The sequence below is a fragment of the Pedobacter africanus genome (assembly GCF_040548825.1).
GTDB classification, from domain to species: Bacteria; Bacteroidota; Bacteroidia; order Sphingobacteriales; family Sphingobacteriaceae; genus Pedobacter; species Pedobacter africanus_A.
In genome coordinates this window covers 122,227-145,638 of the sequence record NZ_JBEPSL010000005.1, presented here as the reverse complement: position 1 = coordinate 145,638, position 23,412 = coordinate 122,227, and the positions used below count along the sequence as shown (strand labels likewise).

21 protein-coding genes are annotated in these 23,412 nt (G+C 40.7%); 6 read left to right on the top strand and 15 right to left on the bottom strand.

Features of this window, described 5'->3' with window-relative positions:
- Positions 1–81: 81 nt before the first annotated feature.
- The 6 genes from ABIE26_RS22410 to ABIE26_RS22385 form a co-directional block, all read right to left on the bottom strand.
- Positions 82–1,347, bottom strand: a complete 1,266-nt coding sequence (locus ABIE26_RS22410; RefSeq protein ID WP_310146063.1) for a hypothetical protein — start codon at positions 1,345–1,347, stop codon at positions 82–84.
- Positions 1,348–1,350: 3 nt separating this feature from the next.
- The gene (locus tag ABIE26_RS22405) at positions 1,351–1,653 is read right to left on the bottom strand and encodes a hypothetical protein (protein WP_310146064.1); all 303 of its coding nucleotides are present in this window, start codon (positions 1,651–1,653) and stop codon (positions 1,351–1,353) included.
- 118 nt (positions 1,654–1,771) lie between these two features.
- Complete coding sequence (locus ABIE26_RS22400) at positions 1,772–3,076, bottom strand: hypothetical protein (protein WP_310146065.1); 1,305 nt, start codon at positions 3,074–3,076, stop codon at positions 1,772–1,774.
- 5 nt (positions 3,077–3,081) lie between these two features.
- Complete coding sequence (locus ABIE26_RS22395) at positions 3,082–3,375, bottom strand: hypothetical protein (protein WP_310146066.1); 294 nt, start codon at positions 3,373–3,375, stop codon at positions 3,082–3,084.
- 482 nt (positions 3,376–3,857) lie between these two features.
- On the bottom strand, positions 3,858–5,258 hold the full coding sequence (locus tag ABIE26_RS22390; protein WP_310146067.1) for an MAC/perforin domain-containing protein: 1,401 nt from the start codon (positions 5,256–5,258) through the stop codon (positions 3,858–3,860).
- Between the two features lie 290 nt (positions 5,259–5,548).
- Positions 5,549–7,039, bottom strand: a complete 1,491-nt coding sequence (locus ABIE26_RS22385; RefSeq protein ID WP_310146068.1) for a hypothetical protein — start codon at positions 7,037–7,039, stop codon at positions 5,549–5,551.
- Between the two features lie 182 nt (positions 7,040–7,221).
- Between ABIE26_RS22385 and ABIE26_RS22380 the strand changes: the two genes are divergently transcribed.
- Entirely contained in the window at positions 7,222–8,385 is a 1,164-nt protein-coding gene (locus tag ABIE26_RS22380; RefSeq protein WP_310146069.1) for a S41 family peptidase, read from the top strand.
- A gap of 16 nt (positions 8,386–8,401) precedes the next feature.
- Positions 8,402–9,109 carry an outer membrane beta-barrel protein gene (locus ABIE26_RS22375; protein ID WP_310146070.1) on the top strand — a complete coding sequence of 236 codons (708 nt, stop codon included), beginning with the start codon at positions 8,402–8,404 and terminating at the stop codon, positions 9,107–9,109.
- A 317-nt stretch (positions 9,110–9,426) separates the two neighbouring features.
- Here the strand turns inward: ABIE26_RS22375 and ABIE26_RS22370 are convergent, their stop codons facing one another.
- The 6 genes from ABIE26_RS22370 to ABIE26_RS22345 form a co-directional block, all read right to left on the bottom strand.
- Positions 9,427–9,585 carry a DUF4143 domain-containing protein gene (locus ABIE26_RS22370; protein ID WP_354376255.1) on the bottom strand — a complete coding sequence of 53 codons (159 nt, stop codon included), beginning with the start codon at positions 9,583–9,585 and terminating at the stop codon, positions 9,427–9,429.
- 209 nt (positions 9,586–9,794) lie between these two features.
- Positions 9,795–12,788 carry a translation initiation factor IF-2 gene (gene infB, locus ABIE26_RS22365; RefSeq protein ID WP_310146071.1) on the bottom strand — a complete coding sequence of 998 codons (2,994 nt, stop codon included), beginning with the start codon at positions 12,786–12,788 and terminating at the stop codon, positions 9,795–9,797.
- 118 nt (positions 12,789–12,906) lie between these two features.
- On the bottom strand, positions 12,907–14,142 hold the full coding sequence (nusA, locus tag ABIE26_RS22360) for a transcription termination factor NusA (protein WP_084238549.1): 1,236 nt from the start codon (positions 14,140–14,142) through the stop codon (positions 12,907–12,909).
- Positions 14,143–14,144: 2 nt separating this feature from the next.
- Positions 14,145–14,609 carry a ribosome assembly cofactor RimP gene (rimP, locus tag ABIE26_RS22355; RefSeq protein WP_310146072.1) on the bottom strand — a complete coding sequence of 155 codons (465 nt, stop codon included), beginning with the start codon at positions 14,607–14,609 and terminating at the stop codon, positions 14,145–14,147.
- A 125-nt stretch (positions 14,610–14,734) separates the two neighbouring features.
- Positions 14,735–15,394 (bottom strand): DUF6266 family protein, encoded by a 660-nt coding sequence (locus tag ABIE26_RS22350; RefSeq protein WP_310146074.1) that lies wholly within the window; start codon positions 15,392–15,394, stop codon positions 14,735–14,737.
- A 220-nt stretch (positions 15,395–15,614) separates the two neighbouring features.
- Positions 15,615–16,049: a hypothetical protein gene (locus ABIE26_RS22345; protein WP_310146076.1), complete on the bottom strand. Its 435-nt coding sequence runs from the start codon at positions 16,047–16,049 to the stop codon at positions 15,615–15,617.
- A gap of 18 nt (positions 16,050–16,067) precedes the next feature.
- Here ABIE26_RS22345 and ABIE26_RS22340 point away from each other — a divergent pair, with 18 nt between their 5' ends.
- Entirely contained in the window at positions 16,068–16,415 is a 348-nt protein-coding gene (locus ABIE26_RS22340; RefSeq protein ID WP_084238540.1) for a phage holin family protein, read from the top strand.
- A 141-nt stretch (positions 16,416–16,556) separates the two neighbouring features.
- Here ABIE26_RS22340 and ABIE26_RS22335 read toward each other — a convergent pair whose 3' ends face one another.
- The 3 genes from ABIE26_RS22335 to panC all read right to left on the bottom strand — a co-directional run bounded on the left by ABIE26_RS22335 (position 16,557) and on the right by panC (position 19,017).
- Positions 16,557–17,696 carry an acyl-CoA dehydrogenase gene (locus ABIE26_RS22335; RefSeq protein ID WP_310146077.1) on the bottom strand — a complete coding sequence of 380 codons (1,140 nt, stop codon included), beginning with the start codon at positions 17,694–17,696 and terminating at the stop codon, positions 16,557–16,559.
- 74 nt (positions 17,697–17,770) lie between these two features.
- Positions 17,771–18,121, bottom strand: a complete 351-nt coding sequence (panD, locus tag ABIE26_RS22330; RefSeq protein WP_084238535.1) for an aspartate 1-decarboxylase — start codon at positions 18,119–18,121, stop codon at positions 17,771–17,773.
- A gap of 56 nt (positions 18,122–18,177) precedes the next feature.
- A complete protein-coding gene (gene panC, locus ABIE26_RS22325) occupies positions 18,178–19,017 on the bottom strand; it encodes a pantoate--beta-alanine ligase (protein WP_310146079.1) in 840 nt (279 codons plus the stop codon).
- A 153-nt stretch (positions 19,018–19,170) separates the two neighbouring features.
- Between panC and ABIE26_RS22320 the strand changes: the two genes are divergently transcribed.
- From ABIE26_RS22320 to glmS, 3 genes are all read left to right on the top strand, one after another.
- Positions 19,171–19,995, top strand: coding sequence for a glycogen/starch synthase (locus ABIE26_RS22320; RefSeq protein WP_310146081.1), 825 nt, complete (start codon positions 19,171–19,173; stop codon positions 19,993–19,995).
- A gap of 21 nt (positions 19,996–20,016) precedes the next feature.
- Complete coding sequence (locus ABIE26_RS22315) at positions 20,017–21,486, top strand: DUF4270 domain-containing protein (RefSeq protein WP_310146082.1); 1,470 nt, start codon at positions 20,017–20,019, stop codon at positions 21,484–21,486.
- 87 nt (positions 21,487–21,573) lie between these two features.
- Complete coding sequence (glmS, locus tag ABIE26_RS22310; protein ID WP_310146083.1) at positions 21,574–23,412, top strand: glutamine--fructose-6-phosphate transaminase (isomerizing); 1,839 nt, start codon at positions 21,574–21,576, stop codon at positions 23,410–23,412.

Below are 23,412 nucleotides of genomic sequence, written 5' to 3'. Positions count from 1 at the left end.
TCCAAATCTATTAAAAAATTAGATATACGCCGCCATTGTTAACAAAACGGGGGCCTAATCAGCCCCCGAAATTACTTTTTCTTAATGATTATAGGTAAGCATATAAAATTCTACACCCTCATAAACATAATACGGAGGAGTCTCATAAAGCATAGAATAATAATGGTCAGCACCTGTTTCATTGTAATAACGATGTACTGCTGCTGTTCCAGGCGTTCCTGAAGTTGCGTATACATACCCTACAATTCCTTCATATCTATAGTAGTCGTAATCTTGTTTTACCCTGGTATAAAAATGGTCTTCATCTCGCGATGAATAGTACACATATAGTGGAACTGTCCCCGGCTTCTGAATTGTATGAACATATCCAAGAACTCGTTCAAATTGGAAGCCTGGTCCATAGTCTTTCTTAACGGTTGTATAGTAATGATCGTCTAGGTCACCACTATAATATTGGTAAAGCTCCGCACAGTCTTCCTCTGGTAATGGATAAGTTGTTGACTGCTTGTTTTGCAGAAGATAAAATTTAACGTCATCGAATGACCAATCCCAAAAGGTGCCGGGAGAATTAGAATAACGATGAAAGCCTCCCTGCGCATCACCAATATAATGCTGATAAACTGGAAGCGATTTAGTGACCTGATTAGCATAAACGTAGCACACTATTCCCTCTTCAGTATATCCGCCACCATAATTACCCTGTACCGTTGTATAATATTTATTTCCATTTGATGTTTGAAGATATTGGTAAAGAGGAACTGTCCCCGAAATTTGCGAAGTGAATGCAAATCCTAAAATTCCATTATAGCTATAACCAAAATACGAATTGTGAAATAGAGTTGTCAACATTCTTTTATTCCCTGAAACGTATTCGTATAAGGGCACTGCCCCAGGAGCCGGAGCTTCATAAGCTGGAGGCGGAAACAGATCAAACTTAACCGAGGAAAGCTTGCTCTTTGCTTGGTTACCACTAAAAAACTCATATTTAAGACAAACTTTGCCGCTAACAATCCCGGAGGGTAATACTCCTTGAATAGTTGGCGCCCAAACGCCCGTTACATTCTCTTCTAGCACGTCACTAATTATCGTTTCAACATTTAAGTCATCAATATGAATTAAATACGCTTTTGCGGGCCCTGGATTTCCATATCCTAATAAGGTAAACCTAGCGGTGAAGCGAGTAGAGACAATAGAATTAACTTCTAACTTTCCTTGATAAAGAAAATCATCCAAAATTGTAAATGTTGCTAGATAGGGGCCCTCATCGTAGGTTCGACCAGCTTTTACATCACTGTACTTCCCAACAAATAAAAAAGTACATAAAAGCACTAATGCAATTTTTCTCATAACTTAGTTTTCGTAAACGAGTTTATATTCATTTGCGTTATCGTACAAATACTCGATTTCTTTCTTAGTGAATTCATGGCCTTTAATCTGTACCTTTTCATTATCCTGGCTATATATAATCTCATTTTCTGATACTTTAAATGCGATTGTTATGAATCTTTTGATCTTTTGAACCCTGATTTCCTGGGTATTCGTTGAAGTAGTCGCTTCAATTGACTTTTCCACTTCTTTTTCCTTTTCGCAGCTAGTTAAAGCCATTGGTGCTAAAAAAGCAATTAGCACTGCCCGTTTCGTTAATTTTAACATGATTTCAGATTTTATTTTAAGGTTTTCGGTGACGCTAAATGTCCTTGTTTCGAACAATAGCATGGTCAGAATAGTTCTCTAATCGTATATGCTTATTGTATGAAAAATTTTTATCGAATTAATGATTATAAGTAAGCATATAAAATTCTACCCCTTCATAGACATAATACTGAGGAATTTCATAAAGCATAGAGTAATAATGATCCGTACCTGAGTCATTGTAGTAACGATGAACAGCCGCCGTTCCAGGCGTCCCTGAGGATGCATAAACATATCCAACAATGCCTTCGTATCTATAGCTATCATAATCTTGTTTTACACGAGTATAGAAATGATCTTCATCCCGCGCTGAATAGTAAACATATAGAGGTACTGTCCCCGGTTTCTGAATCGTATGAACATACCCTAGTACACGTTCAAATTGGAAACCTAATCCATAGTCCTTCTTAACGGTTGTATAGTAATGATCACCTAGGTCGTCACTATAATATTGGTAAAGCTCTGCACAATCTTCCTCCGGCAAAGGATAGGTTGTTGGCTGCTTGTTTTGCAACAAATAAAAATACTCATCTTCAAATGAATACCCCCAAAAAGTTCCTGGTGAGTTAGAATAGCGATAAACATGTAAACCTGCAATTAGAGTATGATGCCCATATACAGGAAGGGACTTAGAAACCTGACTTGAATATACGTAACAGACAATTCCATGTGTGCTATAGCCAGGGATGAATCCGTCATTATCATTAGTACTGTAAAAATGATTTCCATTGGTCCTATTCACAAATCTATACAGTGGAACTGTCCCTGAGACTGCGCTTGTAAAAACATACCCAAAAACACCATTGTAAGTAAAATTAGGAAGAGAAGAATAATACGTGACACTCAAATGACTCACATTGCCTGAAACGTATTCATATAGCGGAACCGCACCTGTCACTGGAGCCTCAAAAGGTGGAGGTACGCCAATAACTCCTCCTCCTGGTCCTGGAGTTACGGGTCCTGAACCGGTATCAATTCCGTAAGATACATTTGAATAGCTTGTTGGTCCTTGATTACTTCCATCCCAGGTTTGCAGTTTAAGATAAATTCTACCTGTAGTTTTTCCTGCAGGTAATGTCGCAGTTATTGTAGGTTGCCAAATTCCACTACCGGTACTCCAGTCATAATTCAATAATTCTTGGCTAAGCTCTGTGTCAATATTATTTTCTTGATAAACTACCGTTACCCTAGCAGTGTTGGACATATTTCCTGATTGAATAAGAACGGCATCTACAATAAATGTGGTCGGTTGTCCAGCACTTACAACTAATTTATCTCCACTTGTATATCCTGATCTTATAGCAAACTGAGATATTGACACTCCTGCAATGCTTTCTACCATAAAAAAGCATAGAAACCCAATTAATGATATAAACTTCTTCATGTCAATTAGTCCCTCTCATAATTAAATTTATACTCATTGGAGACGTCATAAATCTTTTCTATTTTATCTTTAGCCATCGTTATATTCCCGAATGTAAATTCCTTTTTCTCTTCATTAAACAGAACCCCCGCTAAAGGAACCTCCCACATAATCGAAATAAATCGCTTAATTTTTTGAAGTTTTAACTTCTCCAGATCCGATGGTTCTTCTGTTGAAACTACCTCCTTTTTTTCACAGCTAGTTAAAGCTGCTGATGCTAAAAAGGCAATTAGCATCACTTGTTTCGTTAATTTTAACATGATTTAATTTGAATAAATGCCTACTCTTTTTAAGATTTTCGGCGACCTCTGGAATTTGCAGATTATAGTTTGGCTATTCGACTATAGCCATTTTTAGTTTGAGTAAGAATTGAAGATTTTTCAGAATTATGATCTAAAGGTAAATGTCCCTGATTAACGAGAACTGAAAGCATATTCTTTGAATAAGAAGTTTAGCCTAAAGTTATCTTAAAAAAATTTAACTGCCATTTTTTTACACGAACAGTAGGTTTTCCTACGCGAATGAACACCATTATTACGCCAACAACATCCTAGCATATGCAACAGAAATGTTGCAATTATTTTTGACCGAAATTACAATGACAAAAATCCAAAAAACAATAAAGGCGTTGAGAAAATTCTCAACGCCTTTATACTATTTAACTTCAATTTTACGTCAACCTGTTCATAGATTTCTATCACTCTTAAACGGTCTATTCATCTACCACAAGAAGTAACCTGTTTTATTCTATTGGCTTGCCTAGAGTGTACCCACTTATACCATAAACTTCACGTGCAGTTACGTCATTAAAATGATATTTCAAGAATACATCCCAGGTACTGATGTGTCTAATTACATTTCCCTCTCTAAAATACATTTTACTTCCTACCAAATCCGTTAGTATTTCAGAATCATGGGAAATTGGAGCACCGACAATAGCAGATGAAACGTCTATGAAGTTAACGTGATGCATAAGGCTTTCGTCGAATTGAAACAAACGGTCTAACACTGCCATACTAGGTATATGCCTTAAAGTATTATCAAAAACCATATAAAGCTTCAAGTCATCATCATTCCGAACAAAACGACCGTTTACAACGAAATCTGGGTAAGTAAGCTTCAGTTGCTTGTCAATAATGTATTGAATTACGTATGTCTTTACCGCTGCACTTTTTGCCGGATCATCTATTAGCTCCCATATCGGAATTAAACCGTTTTCTGCAACATCAATCATCTCCGCATTCAGCAATGAAGAGCTATTCTCCCAAGCTGTTGTGGAAATAACTGGCAAAGTACCTCCTCCAATAGTCAGATTTCCACTTAAGCTTGCTGAGGGTTCCCCTCCAATCGCCTCATAGCGTAATCGCTGGGAAAAATTTTCAGCAACCTGCTGCGTTGCTGAATTGGAACTTGTACTAAATCCAAATATACCTAATATATTAAATTCAATGCCCTTGGTAGCCGCATCTTTGCGATCTGATTTGCTTGTTTCTGCTCTAAATTTAATGTCCAACTTTGCACCTAATATAATATCCTTCAATATGTGTGTGCCGTATTGACTTACAATATACTGAGGACTTCCACTTTGTACATCTGCAATAAAACTTGACGTCAAATACTGCTTTAACATAGATATGGTTGCGTTCATCTTTACCCTTTTTTGTTGAATTTTCATGGCGTAACCACTGTAAATATGTTTTGATGAAAACGAGTTTGAGTTATCGAAAGAATTTTCTATACTCCCCTTAAAAAAAATCGCTTTCTTTGACGTATCTGATGGATCCTTTACTGTCAAGCTGCTGCCAAGTTTATCTGTTAGGGAACTTAGATAAGTGAATGCATTTTCTCCGGCTATCACTTCGCCATACTTTTTACTGGAAAGATCCCATTCAACTCTCGTAGGCTGATCCGCTTTAAGCCTTACCACATCTATAACAGAGTATTTTGCAGCACTAGAGTTCGCGTATTCACCTGTTACATCATAACCGTAGCCCAATAAATCATTCTGGCCATCGCCTGCTGAAAGTGAATTGGTTGTCTTTCCTACAACTTCTGCCCCATTAAGAGCTTCATTTTTTTTACAACTGCTTAAAATAGCCGCAAAAGCTAAAATTAGACAAGCTGTTTTTGTTTGTTTGTTCATAAAGATTGTTATTTTACATTATTTCGCCGAATTTATCCATTTCTTTTTCAATTGATTTTTTTTTACGCGAACACCGCTTTTTTCTTACGTGAATGAACTACGCTATTACGTGAACAATTTTTTAGCATAAATCTCAAAATATTTTTCCTACATAAGTATCAAGCTAAAAAGGGTGTCAAGAAAAATCTTAACACCCTTTACTTTCCAAAGGTTTATTTGCTCAAAGTTTTATCTCATCTGTGCTTAATGACGTTATTTCATCTGAGCAAATGAAATAATTCAGATTTACGTTATTGAATAGCATAAAATGCAATCCCTTCATTTCTATAAGATCCATCACCGATCCAAAGCCTATTTTCCGGTGTGTAGTAATGATCAGCGTGTCTTTGAGAATTATAAACATAGATTGGAATTGATCCCGTAACCTGCGTTGGATAAGCATAAAATGCTATTCCTTCATTCCTAAAATAACCGCCGCCAATAGTTGGTTGGTTATCTGGCGTATAATAATGATCTCCATTCCCGTTATAAACATAAATTGGCACTGCACCTAAAGTTGGCGATGGAAAAGCGTAAAATGCTAACCCTTCATTATAATAAGAACCATCTCCAATCGAAGGCACATTGTCCGTTGTATAATAATGATCTCCGTATCTATTAGAGTTGTAAACATAAATAGGAACTTCCCCGAGCTCTTTCCGTTGGCTATCAGTTATATGTTTTTCAACAGCAATCCTAACCTGTTCTTTTTTAACAGGATCGGCTATAAAATGATAGATAAATATGGCGCGCCCTACATCAACCAACGCAGCATTTGTCGGAGTAATTCCTGATTCGAAACTTGATATATTAACATTTTGAGCAGTGTTTCCATCTTTATCGATAGAGATGCTTATTCCAGAATTTGTCCCCCCAAAATATCTACCTTCATAGTCTCTTTCTTGGATCTCATTAGATGTTTGAGCTATCTCTGTAGTAGTTTTATCTTGAGAGAGATTTACGTTAATTAGTTTCAACAAGCCAAAACTAAATCCCGTTTTAATTCCGGACACCTTTTTACTAAATTCCGTCTCCTTCACAACTGCACCACTGTAGTTAAACCGCAGAATTCCTCCAATGCTGATATCAAGCATTACGTGTGTTCCATAGCGCGCCACTATATTCTCAGCACTCATTGTATTGACATAATTTATAAATTCGGGCGTCAAATACTGGTTCAATAACTCAACTGTTGCATCTTGGTTAAATCGTAATCTCTTTATTACCCTGGTTACTTCGTAACTTGCGTATGAATACTTGGTTAATACCGTAAGTATATTTTGGTCGGTACTATTTTGATTAAAAGACCCAGAAAAATTGTATTGCATTGGTGTCTTACTACTACCTTCGACCTTTTCTCCTTCAATGGTACCATTAGCTTTAACCTCAAAAGACTTTTGTTTACTATAGTCTCTCATATAATCTATTGCTGTAGCACCACTATAACTTTTGTGGTAGCCATAGGATGTAGATGTAATCTCCGTTCTGGAATTTGGGAAGTCCGTCTTAAATCTTAGTATATCAATAATTGGTGCGTCAGATGTACTGTTTTGACCTTGCATATCATCTGTTACATCTAATCCGTAGCCCAACAAATCCCACATACCGTCTCCCCCAGATAATTTACTGCCATCTTGTGTTGAAATACCCGACCCAGCCGTTAATGTTTCATTTTTTTTACACCCAGTTAATCCCCCTATAAATGCCAGGATTAAAAAGGCAAGCACTGTTTGTTTTTTCATAATTAATGTTAATTCAATTTAGGTCGCGAACATAGATAAATTCTACACAGCAAACATTTTTTTTACGTGAACACCGCTTTTTCTTACGTGAATGAACCACCCAATTACGTGAACGATATTCTAGCATAAATCTCAAAATATTTATTTATGGACTTACAATGATGGATGTTAATTTTGATGCTATGAAAAGAAAGCAGCGCTACCTCAATTATCAAGGACTCTTCATCTTGTTAATCCCTATCCTACTTTATTCCTGCAAAAAGGAAAATACAGATTTAACCGGCGACAACGATAAAAGCCTGACCAAAATTTTTATACAATTTTGGGATAAAATGAATTATCAATATGTTTTTTGGGATAAAGATCCTACCAACTGGAATGCTATGTATAAACAATACAAGCCATTATTCAATCAGTTGGAAAATACTGATGAAGACAAAAGAAAAGCCGTTTCATATTTTAGAGAAATGACTGGCGATCTTATAGATAATCACTTTAATATTACTTTTCGAGATGAAGCACTATTAGGTTCTGTTGTTAATCCTTCACTTGATAGAAAGAGAAAAAACCCGAATTTTCATGGAAAATATAGTTATGATGGTGTTGCCAAATCTTACCTGGATGCAGGCTTTTTATCTACCACCGGAAATATTAATCAAGATGGGATTCCCATTAATGCCACGGTTGGTACAATCAATAACAATTTACTTTATTTCCGTTGTAATTTCTTCGCACTCAAGCAATCTTATGAATCCAACAATGGAAATAAGATAAAAATGGTTCTCGATCATTTTTTCTCTCAGCTTAAAAGAACAACAACCCCTATTAAGGGTGTTATTCTCGATCTCAGGAACAATAGCGGAGGTAATATCGCAGACCTAAATTTCTTTGTCGGTAAGTTGATAAATAAGGATGTTACCTTTGGCTATACCAGAAGCAAAAACGGATTAGGAAAATGGGGTTATTTACCCTGGCTTGAAGCGAGATTAAAACATGATGCTCAATATAATGTGAATGTACCCATAATATTATTGGGAGATAATTACACCGCATCTTTAGCAGAGATCATAGTTCTTGCCCTAAAATCTGAAAAAAACCTTTTCATTGGTGAACAGACCTACGGCGCCACCGGACCTCTATCGGATTCAGACATATTTAATGCGGGATCTTTCAATGTTGGTGATTTTCTTACCGTAAAAACGTCTGCTGTACAGTTTAAAGGTATGGATGGTAAGTTCTATGAGGGCATTGGAATAACGCCAGATTTGCATTCACCTTTTAACAGCAAAAATTTATCTCTTGGAAAAGATGACCAATTAGAGCTCGCGATAAGCCAAATCAAATAAATAATCTCCGAATATTATGTTGATTAAAACGAATATAAAAAACCCATTCTTATTTCTTTTTTTACTACTACCTGTAACTCCAATCATAACAACGGCTCAAACAAATATTAGCTTTGATACAGGAATTACCTATAATAAGCTTAGCTTAAATAGTCGCAATAATATCATATCGACCTCGAAAGAAGGTTACATCGCCAGTATTAATCTAAATCATAAATTAACCAGGCTGCTTATATTAGAAACCTCTGCGAGTATGTTACAAAAGAATTATTCCATTAAAAATAAGACAGCCATATACCAGAATGTAAAAAACACTTATTTTCAGTTTCCTGTCAGCCTTAAATACAAAACGAAACTTACAAATAAATTATCTGCATCAGGAACTTTAGGAGTCTATTACGCTTACTGGTTAAGAAGCAATATAGATGGCCTTGCACCAAATGTTTTTGAGCTGTCTTCTGATAACGAAAATGTAGAATCCATTAAACTAGAATATATCAAATATGCTCATGATTTTAATTCAGAACAGGATAACAGATCTGAATTCGGTTGGGTTGGAAAAGTTGAATTAGAATATAGAATTTTTAAGAATTTTTCATGTCAATTGAAGGGACATTATTATCAGTCGTTGACAAGCCCGCAAAAACAAAACCCTGAATTAGAACAACCGGGATACAACAACACATTCGCCGCCACCCTGGGATTTGGTTATTATTTTAAATAACACAGACAACTCCTCGTGGCCCAATTCATAATGTGCCCTCATATGATCTAAAGGAAATTATCAAAACTTCTATTTCACTTCAACCCGCTCGTAAGCCTCTACTATATCGTTTACTTCAATGTCGTTAAAGTTCTGTATGTTCAATCCGAATACATAGCCTCTCAAAACTTCAGCTATTCGGCAATATTATAATTTACTACTTCCTTTAATTTAACATTTCCAGAAATTCAACAAGCCCGATAGCCTCTGTATCCTGAGCCATTGGATAACGTTCCGAACCTGAGTATACTACGAATTTATGCGTTGCTTTTATGTCTTCACACGCGATATGAAAACCCCTGCCGATTTTTTGGAGATAACGACCTTTTAACTTCTATTGCCCTTATCTGATGATCTGGCCCTTCAAGTACCAGATCAATTTCAGTTTGTGAAGCCGTTCTATAGTAGCTGTATTGCCACTTACTTAACAATTGCACAATTATATTTTCGATAACAAAACCTTCCCAACTAGCCCCAATTACCGGGTGTCAAAGCAAACTTTCAAAATTTGAAATATTCAAAAGCTTATGAAGAATCCCGCTATCGCGCAAATAAATTGTATTATTGTTGCAATCTGAAAATCAGCGTTTCATAAAAAAGGCGTTGAGAATTCTCTCAACGCCTTTATATTATCTAAAGGAAATTATTACAACTTCCGTTTCACTTCAACCTGCTCGTAAGCTTCTACAATATCGCCTACTTCAATGTTGTTAAAGTTCTGGATGTTCAATCCGCACTCGTAACCTCTCGAAACCTCTTTCACATCATCTTTATAACGTTTCAATGAAGCCAGTTCACCAGTGTAAATTACCACGCCATCTCTAACGATCCGGATCTTGCTGTTACGTGTAATGGTACCGTCCAGTACCATACATCCAGCAATGGTACCCACCTTGGTGATTTTAAAGGTTTCCCTGATCTCAACGTTAGCCGTGATCTTCTCTTCAAACTCAGGCGCCAGCATACCTTCCATCGCTGCTTTGATTTCATTAATTGCATCGTAGATGATAGAATACAGGCGGATGTCTATTTGCTCAGCCTCTGCCAGTTTACGCGCTCCCGGGGAAGGACGTACCTGGAAACCAACAATGATCGCATCAGAAGCTGATGCCAGCAATACATCAGATTCTGAGATCTGACCTACAGCCTTACCAATAATATTGATCTGTATTTCCGGAGTAGAGAGTTTCAGTAATGAATCAGATAGTGCCTCGATAGAACCATCCACGTCACCTTTAACAATCAGATTCAGCTCTTTAAAGTTTCCGATAGCCAAACGACGACCGATCTCATCCAGTGTAATGTGTTTCTGCGTACGAAGCCCCTGCTCGCGCATCAGCTGTAAACGCTTGTTCGCAATCTCTCTTGCTTCAACTTCACTTTCCAGTGCATTGAACCTGTCGCCCGCAGTAGGCGCGCCTTGCATACCCAATACCTGTACCGGTACAGATGGGCCCGCCTTATCTACTTTCTGTCCACGTTCGTTAAACAAAGCTTTCACACGTCCGCTATAGCTACCGGCAAGGATTGGGTCACCCACCTTAAGTGTTCCTGCCTGAACAAGTACGGTAGTTACTATACCACGCCCTTTATCCAGGGTGGCCTCAATTACACTACCTGTTGCACGCTTGTTAGGATTTGCTTTAAGGTCTAACAATTCGGCCTCTAATAACACTTTCTCTAAAAGCAGGTCTACATTTAAACCACTCTTACCAGAAATCTCCTGTGACTGGAAGTTACCTCCCCAATCCTCAACCAGGATATTCATGATAGAAAGCTGCTCGCGTATTTTATCGGAATTTGCTCCCGGTTTATCAATCTTTGTAAAGGCAAATACCAATGGTACACCGGCAGCCTGAGCATGGTTAATGGCCTCTTTTGTCTGAGGCATCACCGCATCGTCTGCAGCAACCACAATAATGGCAATATCCGCTACCTTGGCACCCCTTGCACGCATGGCCGTAAAGGCCTCGTGACCCGGTGTATCCAGGAAGGTTACTTTTTTACCTGTAGAAGTCGTTACCATATAGGCCCCGATGTGCTGGGTAATACCCCCCGCCTCACCAGCAACCACATTGGCTTTACGGATATAATCCAGCAAAGATGTTTTACCATGATCCACGTGTCCCATAATGGTTACCACTGGTGCCCTTGGTAATAAATCCTCTTCGCTATCCTCTTCTTCAATCAGGATGTCGCTTTCATCATCCGGCTTAACGAATTGAATTTCATAGCCAAACTCATCAGCAACAATAGTTAAAGTCTCAGCATCCAGACGTTGGTTGATGGATACAAACATGCCCAGACTCATACAAGTCGCAATGATCTTCGTAACCGGTTCATCCATCATCGTTGCCAGCTCGTTTGCAGTTACAAACTCCGTTACTTTAAGTACACGTGATTGCAGTTCCTGCTCCATTGCAGCCTCATCGGCCGACATGGCCACATCGTCACGTTTCTGGCGGCGAAGTTTGGCGCGCTGTGCAAATTTTCCGGACTTACCTGCTCCGCTCAAACGTGCAAGCGTTGCCTTGATCTGATCCTGTATTTCTTTTTCCGTAGGCTCTTCTTTAGGTCCCGAAGCTGGAGCTCCCGGCTTGTTGTTCCTGAAATTAGGCCTGTTGGCAGCATTATTTGTGTTATTTCTAAAATCCGGTCTGTTACCAAATGTAGGTGCTGCAGGCCTTGGCGCTCCGCCTTGTCCCTGTTGACCACCGTGCTGGTTACCCTGCTGTCCACCGTGCTGGTTGCCTCCATGTTGTCCCGGCTGACCTGGATGTCCTCCAGGAGTTTTTTTGCGTTTGCGCTTCCTTTTCGCGTCGGCACTCTCGCCCGAAGAAGCTACTGGCTGAGATTTACGGTCCGGTGTTACCGGCAAAGTAATCTTTCCAATGATATTCGGGCCAGAAAGTTTTACAGAACGGGCTTTGATGACCTCGTTCTCTTCAGGCTTGTCCGCTTTCGGCGGTTCAGGAGTCGCTTTTGGTGTAGCTACTGGTTCAGAAGCTTTAACTACAGGCTCCTCGGCTTTAGGTGTTTCCACTGGCTTAACAGGTTCAGGTTTTATTTCTGCAACAGGCTGTTCAACCGGCTTCTCTACTTCCTTTACCGGCTCAGGTGCTTTTTCAACCGGAGCAGCAGGAGCAACAGGTGCCTCAGCTTTTGGTTCCGGCTCTGCAGCTTCTTCTTTCTTAACAGGGCGTGTTTTAGCATTCAAATCATCAAGGTTGATCTTTCCTACTATTTTCACACCAGGTAAAGCACCTTCTTCTGCCTTTTCAGCAGCAGGGGCCTCCTCTTTTGCTTTCTCAGCAGGAGGAGTATAGGAATGAAGGTTTTTGATTAAAACGCCTTCATTTTCAAATTCAACATTTTTTCTAGGTGCGTCCGTAACTTTCTCAGTCACTTCAGGTTCATCACGACGGATTTTACCAATAACAATCTGATTGGCTTCTTCTTTTACGATCTTATCGCCCTGAAACTCTTTCAACAATGCATTATACATGTCGCGGGAGAGCTTAGTAGTGGGTTTATTCTCGACAGAAAAGCCTTTCTTCTCCAAAAACTCAACGGCCGTAGCAATGCCTACGTTAAGTTCCTTAACTGCCTTAAATAAAATTATTGGTTTGTCGTCTGACATTGATATCCTTTTTTTTCTTTAGTTCTTATACAAAAGTAACGTTTATTCTTGTTTATTTCATGTGTAGTCAATTAGTTTTTAATAACTACAGAATTTTGTAAACACGTTGACAAGCATTTTATTCAAACTCTGATTTCAAAATACTCATCACTTCTTTGATGGTTTCTTCCTCTAAATCGGTACGTTTTACCAATTCGTCTACAGAAAGTGCCAGCACACTTTTAGCTGTATCACAGCCTATCGCTTTCAGCTCATCGATGATCCAGCTGTCGATTTCATCCGAGAATTCTTCGATATCCACATCTTCATCTTCTTCACCTGCCTCACGGTATACATCGATCTCATAACCGGTCAGTTTACCTGCCAGTTTAATGTTGTGTCCGCCACGGCCAATAGCCAGTGAAACCTGATCTGGCTTCAGGTAAACCGAAGCATGTTTGGTCTCATCATCCAGCTTAATGGAAGTGATCTTAGCCGGACTTAATGCCCTGGTGATGTACAGTGAAATATTGTTGGTAAAGTTAATTACGTCAATATTTTCGTTTTTAAGCTCTCTGACGATACCATGGATACGTGAACCTTTCATACCCACACAGGCACCTACCGGATCAATCCTGTCATCGTAAGATTCTACCGCAACTTTAGCCCTTTCACCTGGCTCACGAACAATCTTTTTAATGGTGATCAGACCATCAAAGATCTCAGGAACCTCAATCTCAAACAAGCGTTGCAAGAATTCAGGTGCAATCCTCGAAATGATGATCTTAGGCGTAGCATTTACCATATCTACCTTCAGGATCACTGCACGAACAGAATCTCCTTTTTTGAAGTAATCGGCAGGGATCTGCTCTGTTTTAGGCATCATCAACTCGTTGCCTTCATCGTCCAGTACCAGCGTTTCTTTTTTCCATACCTGGTAAACTTCACCGGTAACAATTTCACCAACCCTGTCTTTATATTTTTTAAAGATCTCGTCTTTCTCCAGTTCTAAAACTTTAGAAACCAGGGTCTGACGGGCAGCTAAAATCGCCCTGCGGCCAAAGCTTTCCAGTGTGATCTGCTCGATGTAATCGTCGCCAACCTCCATATCCGGGTCCAGCTGTTTTACTTCAGCAAGCTCAATTTCCAGATCGTCGTCCTCAGAAAAACCATCTTCCATCACTTTCCTGGTACGCCAGATTTCCAAATCACCGTTATCCGGGTTAACAATTACGTCACAATTCTCATCCGTACCATATTTTTTACGCAACATACTGCGAAATACCTCTTCCAGCACACTAATCACTGTAGGGCGGTCGATGTTCTTGAAGTCTTTAAACTCTTGAAATGAATCGATTAAATTAATATTGCTCATTTTTATTTAAATGAAATTAAAACCTTTGTTTCTGTTATATTATCAAAGTCTGCCCTGGTTTCAACCAGCTGAACTTTTTTGCCTTTTTCTTTAACTTTTGCCTCAATGGTGATCCCTTGCTCATCGGCTGTCAGCAATTTTCCTTCTTTTACTTCACCGCCGTTTAATTTAACACTAACCTCGCGGCCGATATTTTTAAGGTATTGCCTTTTCAACTTTAAGGGCTCACCAACACCCGGTGAAGAGACTTCCAGGTTATACGCTTTTTCTATTGTATTTTCTTCTTCCAAATGAAAGCCTACATGCCTGCTGATGGCCGCACAATCCTGGATACTGATCCCTTCATCGCCATCTACATGAATAATGAGCTTATTGTTTGGCAGCATTTTTACCTCAACTAAAAACAGCTCCGGCCTGTCCGAAATCTTCTCTTCAACTAATTCTGTTACTCTTTTTTCTACCTGCATAACCAATTTGCCAATAACAGAAAAGAGGGGACTCCTGTCCCCTCTTACCTCTATTACACCGCAAATGTAAGAAATATTTTTACAAAATAAAAATGCCGGCTCGCAATCAGCGGCTTATAAATCTTTTACTTCGCCGGCACCAGTATCTTTCCCATGTACTGGCTATGCGCCTGCCCTGACCTGTCTTTTGCTATAAAACCCATATAAATGTGATATTCCCTCGCCAAACGCGCCGGTGTAAGTGTAAGGCTATCCGTACCGGTCATTCTAAAAGCGCCGGTTGAAACACCAACCATGCTGCTCAAATTCAACTCAGCATCAGCAGGTGAATAAGCCAGCATAAATACCTGATCGTAAGGGTTGCCATTCTGGCCTACCTCGGCACTCCAGGTAAACCGGACCACCTGATCGGGTTCAAAAACAACCTCATAAGTTTCAGGAAAATGAAGCTCACCCCCGCAAACCCTTACCAAAGCGGGATTTACAACCCGGTCTGGATGTTCACCCTCAACCGCATTTCTCAAGGCATAGGATACCGCCCCTCTATAGCCCCCTGTTGACGTTCCATAATCCTTGAATCCCACTTTTAAAAATGATTTGATCGGCTTTAAAAAAGCCTGTACTTTGGCAAAACCGGTGGTATTATTTTTTTCCTTTTTTGTCTTTTTGCCAGATCTTTTGCTTGGCAAGCTACGCACACAGGGCTTACCATTTAACATATAATACACATGCGGACCTACTTTTCCGGAAACAGGCCCGGCTATTCCTTCTGTTGCTTTTCCCATAGTCTAAATCATTAATCCCTTTGTATTAAGGTTGAACCTAATTTAGGTATAAAACTTTAATTTAACAATTTTTAAAGTTTTATTAAACAATCTTTATACAATAAACTATTGTTTTAATATTGTATAATCATTGTATAATCATTGTATGAAGATTGTATAAACCTAAAATCAGACACAAACTTAACTTGAGCAAAACAGCACTTCAAAGGGCTGGCAAATCCTATCTGGTAAGCAATTTAGAAACTGGCTTAATCCGGTTGCTCAGCCCTCCGTTCATTACATCTTTCAGTTCCCCGAAGCGGGTGTTCAGGTGCGTAATCACCAGGTAGTCCCTTCCTTTAACAAAAGGCATGGCCGGAATAAAAACCAGGTTGCTGTCGCTCACCTTAAACCGTCCTTCAACAGGCGCTTCTTTAATTGCAGTGTCTTTTTCAGAAGGGCTTTCCAGAACAGACACCAGGCTATGAAGCAAAGAATCAGCATTTTGACCGGTTTTCAGCTGCAGCAAACCTGACTGATCAATATCGTTAAACACAATGGCCGAACTGTCTGCACTAAACCCGATCAAAAGTGGCTTATTATTTGCAGATGAACAGGCAAGCAAACAAACTGCGGCATACAAAACAGCAAACAAATTAACAGTACTTTTAACCATATCACTAAATTAAACATTATGAGACTGATTGTAGAAATTTTATTAATGGGCCTCGCCGTACTGATTGGGGCCTACATCGTTCCAGGTGTACAGGTAGACGGTTACGGAACGGCAATTATTGCAGCGGTTTTAATAGCCCTGGCCAATGCCACTATCGGATTTATTTTAAGGGTAATGACCTTCCCTGTTAACTTTTTAACCCTGGGATTGGTATCTTTTATCATTACGGTACTGATGATTTTACTGGTCGACAACCTGATGAGCGGGTTCAACACCACCGGTTTCTGGGCAGCAGCTTTTCTGGCCATTGTAGTAGCACTGATCAAGGCTGTATTTAATGCCGTTGCGGGAACTGATAAAGATTAAACAATCAAATTCGGCGTTTAAAAACAAAATTGGGTGCTCTGATGAGACATAGGAACTTTTGCCCTCTTAGCGAAGCGGGCAAAAGATTCCAGTCTCGGAAGAGTATCCCTATTTTGTTCTTAGCCGAACCTCCACAATATTTTATCTGATGATCTCCCTCGAGATCACCATTTTCTGGATCTCAGAAGTCCCTTCATAGATCTGAGTGATCTTCGCGTCGCGCATCAAACGTTCCACATGATATTCTTTTACAAAGCCGTAGCCTCCATGAATCTGAACCGCCTCAACAGTAACATCCATGGCCACTTTAGAAGCATAGAGCTTGGCCATAGAACCGGCCAGTGTATATGATTCTCCCTGATCTTTGAGCCATGCAGCTTTGTACACCAGCATCCTGGCTGCCTCAATCTGAGTAGCCATGTCGGCCAGTTTAAAAGCTATGGCCTGGTGTTCAGCAATAGGTTTACCGAAAGCTTTACGCTGTTGTGCATATTGCAGCGCCAGTTCATAAGCGCCCGCAGCAATGCCCAATGCCTGGGCAGCAATACCTATCCGGCCACCTTCAAGGGTTTTCATGGCAAACTTAAAACCAAAACCATCTTCGCCGATGCGGTTTTCCTTTGGTACTTTGACATCGTTAAACATCAGCGAGTGGGTATCGGAACCCCTGATGCCCAGTTTATTTTCTTTAGGTCCTACAGTAAAACCTTCCATTCCTTTCTCAACGATAAAAGCATTGATGCCTTTATGTTTTAAGGATTTATCTGTTTGTGCGATAACCAGGTAAGTAGAAGCCGTACTGCCATTGGTGATCCAGTTTTTTGTCCCGTTGAGCAGGTAATGATCTCCTTTGTCTTCGGCTGTAGTTTGTTGTGAGGTCGCGTCCGATCCTGCTTCGGGCTCAGATAAACAGAAAGCGCCGATCTTTTCACCGGCAGCAAGGGGTTTTAAATATTTTTCCTTTTGATAATCGGAACCATAAGACTCCAGTCCGTAGCAAACCAATGAGTTGTTTACAGAAACGACCACCGAAGCAGATGCATCTATTTTAGACAGCTCTTCCATAACCAATACATACGACAGGGCGTCCAGGCCACTACCATTGTATTTTTCTGATACCATCATTCCCAGAAAACCCAGTTCGCCCAGCTTCTTTACCTGTTCGGCAGGGAATTTCTGATGCTCATCTCTTTCGATAACTCCAGGTTTCAGTTCGTTCTGCGCAAAATCGCGGGCGGCCTGCTGGATCATCAATTGTTCTTCACTTAATTGAAATCGCATAATAATATTGTAAAATAATAAGTTATGCCAAATTTATATAATTCTCAGCCAAATTACTATGGCTGCATAACAATTTATTTCAACAAGTGGTTGTTATCGTCGGGGAATACAAGTATGGGATGGTATTTTTTCGCTTCTTCTATTGGCAGGGAGCCGTAAGACATAATGATCAGGATATCGCCGACCTGAACTTTCCGGGCTGTAGCACCGTTCAGGCAAATGGTCCCGCTGCCACGCGCGCCTTTAATGACATAGGTTTCGAAACGTTCGCCATTGTTGTTGTTCACGATCTGCACCTTTTCGTTGGGAATGATCTGGGCTGCATCCATCAGATCTTCATCAATGGTGATGCTGCCAACATAATTCAATTCTGCCTGTGTTACTTTAACACGGTGTATTTTCGATTTTAAGATCTCGATAATCATGATGCAAAGTTAAACTAAATTTATCAATGCGTGGTTTTTCGGGAGTGTTAATTGTCTCAGTTGAGTATCATATTATCGATAAGGCGGGTCTGGCCCACTTTAGCGGCCACCAGCGCAACGATATTGTGATGGGTCTTATCTTCTTCGGGCAAAAGGGTTTCTCCGTTGGCTATCGTAAAATAATCGAGTTCAACACCAGGTGTCGCATCGATCATCTCTTTGGCAGCTCGCAGCAAATCGGGAACGCTTTTGTCGGCAAAGTTTTCCTGCACATAACTGAGCGCGCGGCTCAGTACCAGGGCATTTTTACGGTCGGCCGCAGTAAGGTGTATGTTGCGCGAGCTCATGGCCAGTCCGTCGGCTTCCCGGATGATGGGACAGGAAACAATCTGTACCGGCATATTGAAATAGGCGACCATGTTTTTGATCATGAGCACCTGCTGAAAATCTTTCTGCCCAAAAAAGGCCACATCGGGGTTTACGGCATCAAAAAGCTTTTTTACGATTTGTGTTACGCCCTGGTAATGTCCTTTGCGAAATTCGCCCTCTAAAAGAAATTCTGCCGGCCCAAGGTCTATATGCCAGGCTTCGGCTTTAGGGTACATTTCGGTAACCGAGGGCATAAAGACCACATTACAGCCTGCTTCACTTAACATCTTCAGGTCATGCTCCAGCGGGCGGGGATATTTTTCCAGGTCTTTAGGGTCTGTAAACTGGGTGGGGTTTACAAAAATGCTGCATACCACCACATCAGCCTGTTGCTGTGCTATTTTGATCAGCGATACGTGTCCTTTATGCAAGGCACCCATTGTGGGCACCAGGGCAATTTTCTGTTGCGCCAATTGAATTGGCCCAAGCAGCGACTTTAATGCCGCAATAGTATTTATTACTTCCAAACCAGCCTGTAAAATTTCAAAGGGGCAAAGTTGCTCATTTATACCCAAGCAACAAAACATCTTGTGCATAATATTGATAAATGTTATTATTTTGCTTACCTTTGCCCCTTGATAATCTTTTCTTTAACATAAATTTTTATTTAGAATATGGAGATGGCAAAAACGAAGCTACTGATTGTTACACACGAGATGTCGCCTTTCCTTGAACTCACAAAGATTTCTGAAATTACCCGCCAATTACCTCAGGCCATGCAGGATAAAGGATTTGAGATCCGCATATTGATGCCTAGGTTTGGGAATATCAATGAAAGAAGGAACAGATTGCACGAGGTTATCCGTCTTTCAGGAATGAACATCATTATTGATGACAATGATAACCCTTTAATCATTAAGGTTGCCTCTATCCCTGCAGCCCGCATGCAGGTATATTTTCTGGATAATGAAGATTATTTTCAACGTAAATATGTATTCAGGGATAAAGAAGATAAGTTTTATGCCGACAACGACGAAAGGACGATCTTCTTTTGCAAAGGCGCGCTGGAAACCGTTAAAAAATTAGGATGGGCACCGGATATTGTACATTGCCATGGCTGGATGACCGCATTGGTGCCGGCTTATATTAAAACCACGTATAAAAACGACCCTACTTTTAAAAACTCAAAAGTTGTTTACTCCATTTATGAGAACTGCTTTACCGAGACTTTAAATGCCGACCTGCATAAAAAGGCGATCATGAACGCCATGACTGCTGAAGATACCAAAATGTTTGAAAATGCAGACTGCGATACCTTACATATGGGTGCTGTCAGTTACTCGGATGCAGTGGTACTGGCCGACGAAAACATCAGCGGCAATGTGTTAAAATTTGTTAAAGATTCTAATAAACCAACTTTAGCTTTTAATTTAACCGAAAATTTTGAAAACTTCTATTCTTTATATGAGGAGATTTCGGATGAAGAATTGGCTTCAATAGCATAAACCCAGGTTATTAAAATATATATGAAATTTACAAAACAAGACTTATTAACCCTGTTGATAGGTCTTTTTCTTTTTGCTTCCTGTAAAGATTCCAACACAATTGGTTTAGGCTCTGAAGATGGCCAGGGCATACTTGGTGAACGCGTAGATAGTCTTACAGTTACCTCTCAAACCCTTAGGGAGGATATTAGTTCGGGTGTGGGCCTTTTAAGGTATCCCCTGGGTTACATGACCGATCCGGATTTTGGCAAATCGGAAGCCGCGTTATCCATGTCGGTTGGTCTGCCACAGGCGAACTACAAATTTGGCACAGGCGCCATAATTGATTCTGCGGTATTGGTTTTACCTTATTCTACGCAGTTTTATGGCGATACCATTGCGCCAACTTACATCTTTACCGTAAAACAGCTGGCCAACGATCTTTCTAAAGAAACAGCTTACACTACAGATAAAACCTGGCCGGTACAACCCGCAGTTATTGGTACTTACAGCGGAAAGATCAAGCCAAACACCAAGTTCAAGATTACAGATATCGTAACCGGAGGTGCTGACACCTCAAAATCGGTGATCCCGCAGGTAAGGATCAAATTAGCCAATTCCTTTATCCAGAACAACATCATCAATCTGGATTCGGTAACCTTATCTAAAGCCGCTAACTTCTGGAAGTCTTTTAAAGGGCTGAATGTAACATCGACCGCAACGGATAAAGGCGGGATGATGTTTTTTACGGCAAATGCGTCAGACAGCAGGATAGAAATTTATTATAAACGGCCAAATGCCACAACGCCGGCCAATACAGATACGGTAGTCGTAAACTTTCCTATTGGCAGCAACAATTCAACAGGTGCTTCTGCCGGACCGGTACACGCTTCTATCAAACATGACTATACAGGCACGCCTGTTAAAACCCAGCTGGACAATCCTGCCCCGGCTACACCTTATACCGTAACTTATTTGCAGGCTTTGGGTGGACTGAAAAACAAAATTTCATTTCCTTACCTCAAGAAATTCCTGGCCGACAAAAGAGATCCGGCCAAGGGCGGAAAGCCCAATGCAAAAATCGTGATTAACAAAGCCGAACTGGTAGTTGACCTGAGCGCCGGAACAGATGTGCTGCCTTTCAGCGCTGCACAACGACTCTCGCTATACAGATATGATATTGCCGGCCAGCGTGCAAATCTCCCTGATAATGACAATTCTACTTCGTCCTATCAGGGAGACCCGAGAGCAGTAGGCGAATTGGTGTTTGGCGGCTATTTTGACTCGGTAAGAAAACGTTATATTTTTGCCGTTACCAGTTACATTCAGGACTTAATGGATGGAAAGACAGAAGATTACGGAACCTTCCTGGCCCCAAGCTCGCTTACAGAACTGAACATTAATCCTCCTGTAACTTCAGCCGCAAGATCAATCATCAGCAAATTTAAGCATCCGCGGGCTGACAGTGATAAAGCTTTGAGATTAAACATTTACTATACCCTGGTCAATTAAAAAAATTAACCAGATGATGTGGTCAAATCCCCCGGGAATATTTAATTTCGGGGGATTTATTTTTATACCTAAATATAAACCTATTGTATGTGTGGAATAGTTGGTTACATAGGCCATAGAGAAGCCTGGCCCATTGTTATTAAAGGACTGAAAAGATTAGAATACCGTGGCTACGACAGTGCCGGTATTGCCTTAATTAACGACTCGGGATTAAACATCTATAAAAAGGCAGGAAAAGTACAGGAACTGGAAAACTTTGCCGCCGGAAAAAATCTTTCAGGAACAATCGGAATTGGCCATACCAGATGGGCAACACACGGCGCACCATCCGACAGGAATTCCCACCCCCATACTTCAAACAATGGCAAGCTGACCATTATCCATAACGGGATCATTGAGAACTATGCAACGCTTAAGGAAGAATTGCTGACGCGTGGCCATGAGTTTAAAAGCGACACCGACACCGAAGTGCTGGTACACCTGATCGAGGAAATTTATAAAAACGACAATACCGATCTTTTAGAAGCCGTTAGGCTTGCATTAAATGAAGTAAGCGGGGCCTACGCCATTGTAGTGATGGATGAAGAACAGCCAGGCCAGCTGATTGCAGCAAGGAAAGGAAGTCCGATGGTAATTGGTGTTGGCGATGGCGAGTATTTTATTGCCTCGGATGCGACCCCTATTGTAGAATACACCAAAAATGTAATTTACCTGAACGACAATGAGATTGCCTTTTTAAAGCGCGACGAACTGCTGATCAAGCGTTTGGACAATGTGGTTCAAAGCCCTTATATCCAGGAGCTGGAGCTAAAGCTGGAGATGCTGGAAAAAGGTGGCTACGAGCATTTCATGCTGAAAGAGATCTTTGAGCAGGCACGTTCGATAAGGGACTGTATGCGGGGCCGTATTTATCCGAATGAGGGTAAGGTGCAGCTTGGTGGAATAAAAGAATATGCCGATAAACTAAAGAACATAGACCGCATTATCATTGTGGCATGTGGTACTTCATGGCATGCCGGACTGGTGGGCGAATACCTGATTGAAGAGTATGCGCGCATCCCGGTTGAGGTTGAGTATGCCTCAGAGTTCAGGTACCGCAATCCGATCATTACCGAGAAAGATGTGGTTATTGCCATCTCCCAATCGGGCGAAACAGCAGATACCATGGCGGCCATAGAAATGGCCAAAGAAAAAGGAGCTACCATTTTTGGCGTCTGCAACGTTGTCGGCGCTTCCATTCCAAGACTTACCCATGCAGGTGTATACACGCATGCGGGGCCGGAAATTGGGGTGGCGTCGACCAAGGCATTTACTGCCCAGGTTACAGTACTTACGCTAATGGCCTTCTACATGGCACAGCAAAAAGGCACATTAACCCATTCAAAACTTGTAGAACTGCTAACTGAACTGGATTGTATTCCGGAGAAAATCCAGGTGGCACTGGAGTCCAATGAAATGATCAAGGAAATTTCTGAGAAATTCAAGGATTCCCGGAACTGTCTGTTCCTGGGCAGGGGAAGCGGTTTCCCTGTAGCGCTGGAAGGGGCTTTAAAGCTGAAGGAGATCTCTTACATTCATGCCGAGGGTTATCCTGCTGCCGAGATGAAACATGGTCCTATCGCTTTAATTGATGAGGAAATGCCGGTTGTAGTGATTGCTACCAAAAACTCTTCCTATGAGAAAGTGATCAGCAACATTCAGGAAGTAAAAGCCAGAAAAGGGATTGTACTGGCCATTGTAACTGAGGGTGATATTGAAGTCAGAAAAATGGCAGATTACTGCATAGAGATACCGGATGCAAGCGAAGCATTTTTGCCTTTACTGGCAACCATACCACTGCAATTGCTATCGTATCATATAGCTGTTTTGAGAGGCTGCAATGTGGATCAGCCAAGGAACCTGGCCAAGTCGGTAACCGTAGAATAA